At 44.5% G+C, this 12405-nt stretch carries 10 protein-coding genes; 4 read left to right on the top strand and 6 right to left on the bottom strand.

All coding sequences use genetic code 11. The annotated features are described in order from the left end of the window. Positions 1–95 precede the first annotated feature (95 nt). The 4 genes from B0X71_RS18290 to pgeF form a co-directional block, all read right to left on the bottom strand. A complete protein-coding gene (locus B0X71_RS18290) occupies positions 96–1034 on the bottom strand; it encodes a Gfo/Idh/MocA family protein (RefSeq protein ID WP_077590772.1) in 939 nt (312 codons plus the stop codon). Between the two features lie 89 nt (positions 1035–1123). After that, positions 1124–1795 carry a PspA/IM30 family protein gene (locus tag B0X71_RS18285; RefSeq protein ID WP_077590771.1) on the bottom strand — a complete coding sequence of 224 codons (672 nt, stop codon included), beginning with the start codon at positions 1793–1795 and terminating at the stop codon, positions 1124–1126. A gap of 18 nt (positions 1796–1813) precedes the next feature. Further along, entirely contained in the window at positions 1814–2323 is a 510-nt protein-coding gene (locus B0X71_RS18280; protein WP_077590770.1) for a DUF4178 domain-containing protein, read from the bottom strand. A gap of 144 nt (positions 2324–2467) precedes the next feature. After that, complete coding sequence (gene pgeF / locus B0X71_RS18275; RefSeq protein ID WP_077590769.1) at positions 2468–3232, bottom strand: peptidoglycan editing factor PgeF; 765 nt, start codon at positions 3230–3232, stop codon at positions 2468–2470. A 499-nt stretch (positions 3233–3731) separates the two neighbouring features. Here pgeF and B0X71_RS18270 point away from each other — a divergent pair, with 499 nt between their 5' ends. After that, positions 3732–4472: a polysaccharide deacetylase family protein gene (locus B0X71_RS18270; RefSeq protein WP_232336741.1), complete on the top strand. Its 741-nt coding sequence runs from the start codon at positions 3732–3734 to the stop codon at positions 4470–4472. Next, positions 4454–5644: an MGDG synthase family glycosyltransferase gene (locus B0X71_RS18265; protein ID WP_077590767.1), complete on the top strand. Its 1191-nt coding sequence runs from the start codon at positions 4454–4456 to the stop codon at positions 5642–5644. The genes B0X71_RS18270 and B0X71_RS18265 overlap by 19 nt, the downstream gene beginning before the upstream one ends. 48 nt (positions 5645–5692) lie before the next feature. Here B0X71_RS18265 and B0X71_RS18260 read toward each other — a convergent pair whose 3' ends face one another. Continuing rightward, positions 5693–6661: a sugar phosphate isomerase/epimerase family protein gene (locus B0X71_RS18260; protein ID WP_077590766.1), complete on the bottom strand. Its 969-nt coding sequence runs from the start codon at positions 6659–6661 to the stop codon at positions 5693–5695. A 211-nt stretch (positions 6662–6872) separates the two neighbouring features. Here B0X71_RS18260 and mnmH point away from each other — a divergent pair, with 211 nt between their 5' ends. Continuing rightward, entirely contained in the window at positions 6873–7916 is a 1044-nt protein-coding gene (mnmH, locus tag B0X71_RS18255; RefSeq protein ID WP_077590765.1) for a tRNA 2-selenouridine(34) synthase MnmH, read from the top strand. Positions 7917–7954: 38 nt separating this feature from the next. Here mnmH and B0X71_RS21465 read toward each other — a convergent pair whose 3' ends face one another. Then, on the bottom strand, positions 7955–8158 hold the full coding sequence (locus tag B0X71_RS21465; protein WP_232336740.1) for a YbbN family protein: 204 nt from the start codon (positions 8156–8158) through the stop codon (positions 7955–7957). Positions 8159–9159: 1001 nt separating this feature from the next. On the opposite strand from B0X71_RS21465, the gene B0X71_RS18245 reads away from it, so the two are divergent. Beyond that, positions 9160–12390 (top strand): VWA domain-containing protein, encoded by a 3231-nt coding sequence (locus B0X71_RS18245; RefSeq protein ID WP_077590764.1) that lies wholly within the window; start codon positions 9160–9162, stop codon positions 12388–12390. Positions 12391–12405 lie beyond the last annotated feature (15 nt).

Here is a 12405-nt window from a genome sequence, read left to right as displayed (position 1 = left end):
TGGATGTTCCAATCACTGTAATTACGGGATTCCTTTTTTTCAGCAATTTAAACATAGCGGGAGATGGCTATACAAAATCCGGGTGTGCCTGAAAATCAGACGAGCAGCTTAATGACGGCCCTTGAAAGAGCATGTGTATTGATCGCGGATTCGATTTGTCCGTTAATTACACAATTCATGAACTCTGCCGTTTCGTAATACATTGTATCGAACTCCTGCGGAACTGAAAGATCTTCCGTCCGGCCATTCCGGTAGCGGATCGCAACTTGTTGCGGATCACTGATCCGGTCGATTTCGATGGTGCCGTTCTCGCCTTGGATTTCGCTCGGCAGGAGGGAATCGGAAATTTTGGAATACATCAGGACCGCTTCGAACTCCCCGTAATTTAGAATCATGCTGCCTTGTCCTTCCGCACCGGTGGATAGCGAAAAATTGTTTTTTAAAATGGTGTCCGGCTCGCCGGCCAGATGCACGACAGGCGCGAGACAATACACGCCTAAGTCCATCCCGGCGCCATTGCCGAGTTCAGGTTTAAAGGCGTTTTCAATGACGCCTTCCTTGTACTTGTCATAGCGGGAAGAGTATTGATTATAATGGAACACAAAGCGCCGGAGCGGGCCGATCTTGCCAAGCTTGTCTTTCAGGTTGAGAAAAGTGGGTGTGACTGTGGATTTCATCGCTTCCATGAACATTACCTGATGTTTCCGGGAAGCGGCGATGATCCGGTCCATTTCCTCGACGGAAGTAACAGCCGGCTTTTCGCACAGCACATGGATGCCATGTGCCATTGCTTCAATACTTTGCTGGGCATGGAAAGCGTTCGGTGAAGCAATATAAACGGCCTCAATCGTGCCGCTTCTAAACATGGCGGCAAGGTCTGTATAGACGTTTTCTATCGCATGTTTTGCTGCGAATTCCCTGCCGGTCTTTTCCGTTCTGGAATAGACGGCTCCGATACTGAATTCGGGAAGTGCGGCGGCGGCTTTGATGAAGCGATCGGTGATCCAGTTCGTGCCGATAATGCCGAATCTCATGTTCATATCCTTTCCGTTAGCTGATTACGGTAGTCCGCTGCTTTTATGTGAAACAGAAAACGGCCCCATGTATACAGGGCCGGTTATCGCTATTCTTTTTTAAACTGTTGCTTGAGTGCAGCCAACTCGTCATCGACTGCATTGCCTTTTTTGAGTGCAGCGAGTTCGTCGTCCAGGCTTCGTGAACCTGACCGCAAATCTTCCGATGTTTCCGCTTCCGCTTCGTACTGCATCACTTTTTCTTCCATGCGATCAAAACCCTGACGTGATTCATCGCCCCCGACAGAAGAGAGAGTGCGGTTCATTTTCGTACGGGTTTTCGCCGATTCCGCACGCGCTTTCAGTGAATCCTTTTTAAGTTCCATCTCTTCATACTCGCGTTTCATTTCCGCCAGTTTTTCGCGCAGTGCAGCCGAGTCAGCGGCCGCCTGTTCATGCGCCGGCTGCAGGGCATCCGCCTGTTTCATGTAATTCTGCTTGTCTTCCAATGCTCGGCGGGCCAGATCATCATTACCGGCCTCAACCGCGTCAGCTGCCTGCTGTTGGCGTTTTGCAGCCATGCTCTGAGCTTCATCGAGTTTTTTCTTGAGCATTTTCTCATTGGCCAGCTGTTTTGCGGTCGCCGTTTCCGCTTCCCGGATATCGACGGACATCTCCCGCATGAATTGATCCAGCATTTTGACCGGATCTTCCGCTTTGTCCAGTGCCGCATTCAGTTCTGATCCCATATACGTCTTAACACGCTTGAAAAATTGAAACATATCTTCTCCTCCAATCGGTTAACTTCCTGCCAAGATCGTGACTTCGAACTCTTCAATTTCATGGCCATGGCTTACTTCCACATCGCCGCCCCATACTTCAACAGACAAAAAGGATTCGCCGGTTTCATCCGCATAATCGTAGTAATCCACATGTTTTCCGTGGACATTGCGGCTTGTGCCTGCTGCTTCAACGTGCGCGCGTCCCTGTTCCTCCAAGTAATAGGTACGGCCATCGTAAGCAACTTCAGCGGCACCTGCCTCGAATCCGGGTATCCGTACCGGTTCATACATGCCAACGTCAAGTTCATCATCCAGCTCTGTGCTCAACCACAGGATGCGGCCGGTGGCGTTCAGCTGGTAAGCGGTCCATCGGTACCCGCCGTCATCATACTCGATTTTACCGGTCACTTCGTAATCGGTCAGATCATACGTTACAAAATCGCCGATGCGCAGGTTAAGCAGGGTCCGCTTTTCCACTTTCGCCGGTTCCTGATCTTCTCCATTGAACAATCGTTTGAAAAAGCCCATCTTTTCACCTCTTCCGGACATACGGATCAAATTGAATAAGGGTTGAATTTATCGTATCACGGGCAAGCTGAATAATCGAATGACAGCAAATGAAAAACCGGAAACAAAAAACGCGCCGAAGAAGAAACCGGTGCGCTGAAAGAATTAAGTGCTTTTTCTCTTGATGAAGCAGAGATGCCTGCCGCTCTGTTTATCCTGACGGTAAGAGAAGCCGGATGGGTCGGTGAATGTGCAAGTCCGGTCCACTGCAATCTGGCCGGCCGGAATTCCTGCCAGCTCACACTGTTTCTTTACGGTCAATTGGTTATCGATATGGTACTTTCCGGTCTGGTCGTTGTAGTACATGAAGTCATCCGCATAGCCGAGATTTTTGTATTTTACATATACATCTTCATCCACTTCGAATTTCTCCTGACTCAACGCGGCACCGATCTGTATGTGAATATCTGCAGGGTCGATCTGTTCATTTATCCGTAAATGATCAAAGAGCTTCAAGGTGATTTCTTTCACGGTGCCTTGCCAGCCGGAATGAATGACGCCAGTGAGGCTGCTCGTTTTGCTGTAGAACATGACCGGTACACAATCAGCCGTAAAACTGCCCAGCAGCAGATCCGGCTCATAAGTATAAAGCGCATCCGTATCCGCAAGTGCCTGCTCTGTGTCAATAGCACCCTTTCCTTTATCCTGTGAAGTGACCCGATGAAAATTAGCGCTGTGTGTTTGATTGGCAAGAACAAAATCATTCAGTTCACTGCCGAGTGAAGTTGCCAGTTTCCGACGATTTTCCGTTACCCGTTCTGGCGCCGTGCATGCATGAAGTGCCATGTTATTGGCTTCCGGAGCGGCCTCATCCTTCATTGTCATTCCGGCAATGAGGTTTTCAGTGTTTAAGTAAAGAATTGTTTTCATACCATCACCCCGTTTCAATATAGAACAATGAAAGACCATTGTACAGAGAGAGGAAATGCGGATTCGACGCAGGAAAAGCGGAAAGGTGGCGTATCCGGCTGACCTGCTGCCGGAGAGCCGAGTAATCAATGAAAAAAAGAGCAGCAAAAACATGCCGTACAGCGCGGAAACAAATGAAGCCGGAAGAAAAGAAAGGATTTCCTGACAGTTTCAAGGAATGATCGCTGTTTTTTAGGGTATATTTAAAGGAATCAGACTGAATTGCAGCAGAAGCGAAACTGTTGCGGGGTCGGCTGTGACCGGCAAAGAGGTTTCATACAGAAACATGGCCGCTGTTTGAAGAACAGCGGCTTGTATGGTCTTTTGCCCAAGGTCCATATCAGCCATTCAACTTGTTTTATAAAAATACGAAAAAATGGTATAAATACAACAGAACCTTATCACGATGGACAAAGACGGCAGCACGTACAGAAACAGAAAACAGAAGGGACCGGGAAATGTGAAAAAACTGTTCATTGGCGGATTGGCCGCCATTGCACTCTATACGGTTATTCCGACCATGATCGGCAAAACCGCTTCTATCGGCATTCGCCAAAAAGGTAATCTTCCGAACACACTCGCCCTCACGTTCGACGATGGGCCCAATCCCCTCTATACCCCGCAATTGCTGGATCTGCTGAAAATGCATGACATCAGCGCCACGTTTTTTGTTGTAGGCGAAAAAGCGGCAGCCTATCCTGACCTTATCCGACGAATGCATGAAGAAGGCCATGAAATCGGCGTCCATCATTTCCGGCATATCAGCAATTGGCTTTTGTCGCCGAGTGCCTACAGACGCCAGTTGACAAAAAGCATTCAAGTGATCAGCGGAATCACAGGTGAACGGCCAAGCTATTACCGGCCGCCCTGGGGTCATTTCAATCTCTGCTCCCTGTTTTTTCGGGAACAGTTGCAAGTGATCATGTGGTCACATATCCCGAGGGACTGGAAAAAAGGGATAACAGAAGCGGAATTGTATAGCCGGCTGGACGAGGCGGGAGGGGACGGTGATTTTATCCTCCTGCATGATTGCGGGGAAACATTCGGGGCGGACCGGGAAGCACCGGCTGTCATGCTGCGCGCCCTGGAGCCTTTTATCTTGGACAGGAAGGAAAAAGGCATCCGATTTTTGACTGTGACACCTTTAGCAGGCACAGAGCACTTAGAAAAGGGGGCTGTTGAATGGTACAGCGAGTTCTGATTCTGCCGATATTCCAGATGCCATCAGGCCACCACCAAGTCGCGGATACTGTAGCCGATTTTATCGAAGAAGAATTCAGTGAAGTATACTGCCGAAAAAGAGATTTGATCACTTATTGTGGGTCTGGACTGGAAACAGTGGTTTCAAAGAGTTACGTAAAATGGATTAAGCATTTTCCTGCCTCTTATCATTATATTTATAACCAGAGTATGGAAAAGTCCTCATCAGATAAAAGTGACAATGCGTTTATGAAACGAATCAGCGATTATTTTGAACGGAAAATGATTGAATTGATCGCGGAAGAGGGGCCGGATGTCATTATCTGCACCCATTCCTTTCCATCGAGCATCTTAAACCGTTTGAAGATGAAAGGGCTTCTCGTAACGCCTATCATTAATATTTACACCGATTTCTTCATCAGCAGCCTGTGGGGAAAGACCCATATCGATTATCATTTCGTGCCGAACCGGGCATGCAAGGAACTGCTTGTTGATGAGTACGGAATTTCAGAGAACCGCGTGACAATCACCGGCATTCCGATCCATCCCATATTTTCGAAGAAAACGAAGCAATCCGGCAATGAAAGAAAACGGCTGCTGGTGGCAGGGGGCAATATCGGACTCGGCAATATTGAAGAATTCATCTCGAAAATCCATGAAGACATGGCACTTACCGTGCTCTGCGGGAAAAACGAGAAGTTATATAAATTGCTGACAAGCAAGAATTACAAAAATATCGATGTATACCCGTATATTTCCTCAACCAAAAAAATCAATGAGCTTTACGACCAGGCGGATGCCATCATCACAAAGCCCGGAGGCATTACAGTAAGCGAAGCGCTGGCCAAAGGGCTGCCGATCTTTACTGTTCATGCACTGCCGGGACAGGAACGGGAAAACTTGGAGTATTTGAAGCAGGAGCAATTGATCTGTCCGCTGACAGAAAAAGAAGTCGTCAGCGGCAAACTGCTGCAAATGCTTGAAGACGAACTCCTGAGAGCGAAGTTCGAAAAACAGATTGCGCGTTATTTGAGCGAAATCGAAATGCCGACAGAACAAGCATTGAAGCAAGTGCTGTCGAATCTGGAGCCGACTGAGGACCGGCTGGTAAAACCGGGGCTGCGGCGGCGCAATAAACAGCTGACAAGAAAAAAAACTTCCAAAAGCAAATGAAAACAAAGCCATGGATGCAGGCAGCCGTCCATGGCTTTTTCGTAATGCTTATGACCACCACATTTGCCCGACGGACTCTTTTACGATCAGCGGCTTCAGGTTTTCAACCGCTTTGGTAAAGCCTTCGTCAACAGACATGAGACCATCCTCATGTTCAATGCTTACAACATAATCGTAATCGTACAGGCGCAACGCGCTAATGATATCAGCCCAGGTCTTTTGATCATGCCCGAAACCGACTGTCCTGAAATACCAGGCCCGATCCCGCATTTCCGAGTATTCGGTCATGTCGGTCAGCCCGTTGCGGTTCATGTTCTGCTGGTCGATGGCTGTATCTTTTGCATGGAAATGATGGATGGCGCCTTCCCGGCCGAGTATTTTGACGGATTCCACCGGATCGATTCCCTGCCACCACATATGGCTTGGATCAAGATTGGCACCGATCATTGGACCGCAGGCTTCCCGAAGCCGCAGCAGCGTTGCGGGTGTATGTACAGAGAAACCGCCGTGCAGTTCCAGGCCGATTTTGACACTGAGCGATTCTGCCAGCGCATTTTTTTCTTTCCAGTATGGAATTAATTTTTCTTCCCATTGCCATTTCAATACTTCCTGAAAATCATGCGGCCAAGGTGAAACAGGCCAGTTCGGATAGAGGGCATTTTCATGGTCGCCGGGACAGCCGGAAAACGTATTGACGACCGGGACGCTCAGCTTGGCTGCAAGCCGGAGCGTTTTGTCGAACAGTTCATCGGCAGGCGCTGCAATCTTTTTCTGTGGATGGAGCGGATTTGAATGGCAGCTCAGCGCGCTGATCATCAGCCCGTGATCGCTGACTTTTTGCTGAAAGCGCTGCAGAGCGGTTTCGTCACCCAGCAATTCATCCACGTTGCAATGGGCGTCGCTGCCATAGCCGCCGGTTCCAAGTTCGATTGCCTCCACTCCTTTCGACGAGACATATTTCAGCATTTCCTCGAAGCTTTTATCTGCAAACAGCACGGTGAATACACCTATTTTCAACACAGACGCCTCCTTTGATTTAATTATCAGAATAATTTAAATTGTAATCTGTTACCAATCAAAAGGCAACGGAAATAAGGGGAAGCGGAGGACTGGATGAAAAAGCCGTATGGGCTGTCCGGGTGCAACTGAACCGATCGGCATATAAGGGGGGCGGCAGGAATTAGTGTATAATAGCAAGATGGGTTCAAGATCCTGTTGGAGGGAAATTATGGTTAAAAATATAGTAATTGAAGAACTGATGCCACTTGTTGAAGAAGGAAAAATGGTGTTGGTGGATGTGCGGTCGCCGTCTGAGTATCAGGAATTTTCGATGCCTGGCAGCATCAATATTCCGCTGTTCACGGATGCTGAACGGGCGGAAGTCGGCACGTTATATACACAAGTGGGTACGGACACCGCAAAACAGCGCGGCCTGGAAATTGTCTCTGCTAAACTGCCCGAATTCATCCGGCAGTTCCAGGAAGTGGATGGGGACATTACGCTGTTCTGCTGGCGGGGCGGCATGCGCAGCAAGACGGCTGCCACAATGCTTGACTTAATGGGTTTGCGTGTCCAGCGGCTTGAAGGCGGCGTACGGGCTTACCGGAAATGGGTCGTTAATGAACTGGAGCAGTTTAAAGTGCCATTCAAGGCTGCGGTACTGAACGGGCTGACCGGTTCCGGGAAAACAAGAGTATTGAAGATGCTGGAGCAGGAAGGGTATCCGGTCATTGACCTGGAAGGTATGGCCGGCCATAAAGGATCAATCTTCGGACATATCGGAGACCGGCCGAATAACCAGAAAAAATTCGACGCGCTGCTTGCTGAGCGGCTGCGCCAGCTCAAGGACTCGCCTTACGTCCTGTTCGAAGCGGAAAGCAGCCGGATCGGCAAAATTGTGATGCCGCAGTTTTTGCAGGAATTGAAAGAGCAAAGCCCGCAATTGATCATCGACTTGCCGATTGATGAACGTATCGGCATCATTCTGGCAGATTATCAGCCAGAGAAGTACCAGCAGGAATGCATCCAGGCATTCAACCGGATTCGCACCCGCATGCATACGCCTGTCGCAAACCAGATTGAAGAAGATCTCTGGAGCGGTGACTTCGCTTCAGCGGTACGGTCGCTGCTGGAGGGGTATTACGATTCACGGTACGAACATAAAGGCAGCCAGTTGCCCAAGGCGGAGAAGACCGTATTGAAAGCAGATAACGTTGAAGAAGCGGCAGCAGCTGTGAAAGAAACTCTCCCAACTTTGGTAAATAACAAGTAGACATAAAAGGTAAAAGGGACGCTATGGCGCCCCTTTTTTTATTCGGAAAAATAGCCTTCATAGAGTCTGCCGATTTTCCGGTGAAACTCCTCAATATGCACAAACCGGGCTTCCCGCAGCATTTCTTTTCCATCCACAAATAAAATTAAAACCGGCACCGTGAAGAGGGACAGAAGTCCAGCCAGTTCTTCGATCTGTTCCGCATCCACCGTCGCTGTCCGGATGCGGGGGTAACCGTCCATCACTTCCTCAACCTGAGGAAGCAGTGCATGACAGACTCCTCAGCCGGGACGCAGAACATAGAGAAAATTCAATCCTTCCCGCTGAATAAAAGTTTCAACGGATTCCATTGTTGCCAACGGCCGCATTGCCGCTTCCCCCTTTCTTCATCGCTTTCCCTTTCTTTTCCCTTTTGCCGGTTAAATAATCTGGAAACCTGTCCTTGTGCAGACGAACGTGTCGGCATACAATCGGTGTAGAACCGAAAAAAAGAGTATTGGGAATGACTATTTCACCGTTCTATTAGCACAGCTGGTCAATAAGACGCTATCCCTTTTGCCTCTCATAGGAAAGGTATAATAGCGCTTGAATTAGCAAAGGTATTTGAATTTTTCAGCAACCCAATAATTTTTATAACCATCCACTGTTTACAGTTTTTTTCAAAATGAATCACCTTATTGGCTTGCAGACTTTTAAAATTGCTCACATATGATGGATTGATGAATCATTACATAGTAATAGAGCCTTACATTTATTCTTAAATGTTTATATATTTGTAATTTAATATTTATTTAGAATGTTTTAATAGTTTGTAATATTTCTAGAGTTCAATAATATTAAGAGTAATAAATTAAAAAGAAGGAGGCTCGTTAGTGGAAAATTCTTGATAGAAGTATCTCTTCGTAAATTTACTGTAAAAGTAGCAGGCGTTATCTGTGCAAAGTGAATTAAGCATAACAGTAAGGAGATGCATACCGAGCAATCACAAGGAATGGTCGTTTTACAAGGCAATATAGAGAGATCATTGGAGGAGTCAAATCAACGAAACGCCGAAGTATGGGAAGAACCCGCTGAATTGAAAAGCGAAGACGATCAAAAGGAAATCGATACATCATTAGCTGTGTAGAGAGAAGTAAAAGAGGAAGTAGGGAAAGACCTACTAGAAGAAACTGAAAAAAGTCAAAGGATTGGAAGTGCAAAGAAAAAATAATTAGTTCTAAAGGGACACAAAAAGGAGAAATAGATGAAGAATAAAACGCCATTTATTATTCTGTTGACTTTACTGCTGGTACTTCAATCGTTAACGCCAGTACTTGCAGAAAATCAAAAAAATAAGCCTGAAATCAAAATTGATGCCTCAACCTTCGTCCTTCCTGGAGAGCCTTTTTCTGTGAACACTATTTACAGGAATGATACAAGTTACTCTGGTAACAAGGATTTGGTCATTGAGTACTTAGTGGATGAGAAAGTTGTGGAACGCCATCAACTTGATTCATTGAAGCCAAATGAAAAAGTAGAAATCAATAAGGAGATTTTATTACATGATTATCTTACTTCAAGCTTACAAGCAAGAGTCATTTGGACAAAACCAGCAAGTGATAGTAGAAGCTTAGTAGCCGAAAGCAATATTCTTGAGTTAACTACAGATCCTAACATTAAACTTGACTCAGACCAGGATGGAGTTGCAGATGATAAGGAAGAAGAATTAGGCACAGATTCTAAAAATGCCGATTCAGACCAAGATGGATTAAATGACGGCCATGAATTAATATACACTACTACAAACCCTACAGTTAAAGATACCGATCATAATGGTGTGACAGATAACATTGAAGATAGCGATAAAGATGGTCTTACTAATAAAGAAGAAATAAAGGCCAAAACAAATCCGGGAAAGAGCGATACTGATGGCGACGGTTTGACTGATAGCGAAGAAATAAACAACCATAAGACTAATCCCAGTAAAGAAGATACAGATGAAGATTTACTGTTAGATGGCAGTGAAATTAAACTAGGTTTTGATCCTCTTAAACAAGACACTGACGGGAACGGCGTAATCGATTCTGAAGAAATAACAGAGCAAGATCTTGAAAGTGAGAAATTTGAACATTTAAGTCCTTTAGGCGGAGTAGTTCCTTCTATTACCTTTAGAACAAAAGGGGATATTAACCACAGAGTAGGTATACAAGATGCTTCTAAACATGTATTCCTAAAGTCTATAAGAGCTATTATTGGCAAACCAGTTAATGTAGAAATTCTAGGTGATTTCGAAAGCGCTGTGATTACCTTGAAGATTGAGCCCGATATCTTAGAGAAACATAAAATTGAAAACCTCAGAATTGGTAGTTTTAATGAAGAGGAATCCAGGTTCATTGAATTGGAAACGGACATTGATACGGCAAATAATACATTAACAGCTATCGTATCTCATTTCAGTCCAGTTTTTGCCTATGACAAAGGAATTTATGATTATGATAGAGTTTCAGACAATACGGAAAGTACTATTGAAAAAGGTCCATCTGACATCGTGTTCGTAATTGATTCCACAGGTTCTATGGGGAGCGCCATTTCAAATGTAAAGAATAACATTAATTCTTTCGTGAATCAATTGGCAGAAAAGAAAGTAGATGTGAGACTAGGACTTGTTGAGTTTAAGGATATTTCAGCTGATGGTTTAGATTCAACTAAAAATTTCGGATGGTTTACCGATGTTGAAGAATTTAAAACCAAAGTTTCAGGAATTCGTGCTTCAGGTGGTGGTGATGCTCCAGAATCTGCTGTTGATGCTCTTGAGGAAGCAAGAGGATTAGAATACAGACAAAACGTTGGTAAGTACATCGTTTTACTTACGGATGTAAATTATAAAGCAAGTACTCGATTTGCGGAAGTAACTTCTATGCATGATGAAATTCAATTGTTAAAAGAAGATGAAATTTCTGTATCAGTAATCGGAAATTCATATTACCGGTCATTTTATGATGAACTATATAGCATTACTGATGGTATTTGGGCGAGTTTATATGGAAATTTCGCCTCTAATTTAGTTCCTCTTATCGATAAGATTGAAGAAGATGTTGGTTCTTATGTATGGATAAGACTAGCTACTGGCAACATTGTTAAATTAAAAAAAGTTCCTGATAAAGAGGATCTGGAGACTGATTCTGATGGAGATACAATCCCAGATTCAGTTGAACTAGACAAAGAATGGACAGGATATGATGGAGTTAAATATTGGACTTTTAGTAGTAATCCCAGCGAACAAAACACAGATGGGGATGGTTATTCAGACTTTGATGACCGTTATCCTAAACAACCATATGCTCCTTCTATCGTGTTTGTACACGGCAGAATAAGCAATACAAAAGCACCTTTTGGGGCAGTAAGTGCGATTAATCCCGGTGAAAATGATGATGAGTTTTCTGATATAGGAGATAATCCTAATACAGATACTTATTATACGAACCCTGAAAATCAATTAATTAAAAGAGGCAGCAGTGACATGACCAAACTGATGGGATACTTGGTAGAAAATCTCGAATCTGATACTTATCGATTGATGAATAATAATACTGATTCCTATGAGAATAAATTTTTTGCTTACAACTATCCGAACCGCGGCCATTTAGATGTCTCTGGTGTCATGTTAGATAGATTTTTAAACAATTTAGTTACTGAGGGCTATCTAGAAACTCCGGATAAAGAAGGTAAAGTCAAACCGGGTGTTATTTTCATTACTCACTCAGCTGGAGGCTTAGTATCACGTTACTACAATGAAAAAGTGAAAAATAGCAGTTCGAAAGTTCAAGTAGAATCTATCATGACACTAGCCACTCCTCACTGGGGTGGAGAATTCTATGTTATAGGACAAGACCTGAACTCTCCTGAAACTTTTGGTTTAACGGGGTTTGACATGGATAAAGATCTTTATCCTGAACCTTACGTTTTAGAACAAGAGATTAGTCCACAAGGAGATATTAGAAACATTGCTGTCCCTACAAAGTCATTTACTGAAAAATTAAATGAAGATTTTTTATCTAACAAAGGGGATACTAAATATTTTGCGTTAGCTGGAGTAAGTATGGCAATTGCTTCAAATCCAATGTCAGTTTGGTATCCGGAAACTAGAGAAGGACAAGGTACAAATTACGTTGCTTTAGCCCAACAGTGCCTTAATAAACATGATAACTGGTTGGAATGGAACAGTAGGCCAACTCTTTGGAATGATACCTGGGTATCTTTCCATAGTGCGTTAGGTTCTAATTATAATATAGAGTCCGATTTTTCCGACGATAAGATTACATTGGATTTCGATAGACGATATGTTGTTGTTGATACAAAAGAATTGGCGGGCCATAATGCTATATATAATAATCAAGTTTCTGGTGTGCTAATAATGAATTGGCTTAAAGATCGGGATGTCATGCCAGACTATGTAAGTGTTAATGCCCCAACGTTGCAAAATGATTGTCAATAAATAAAAGTTGGTGAT

Origin of the sequence: Planococcus lenghuensis, assembly GCF_001999905.1 — a bacterium.
Classification (GTDB): domain Bacteria; phylum Bacillota; class Bacilli; order Bacillales_A; family Planococcaceae; genus Indiicoccus; species Indiicoccus lenghuensis.
This window is presented reverse-complemented; position numbering and strand designations above follow the sequence as displayed.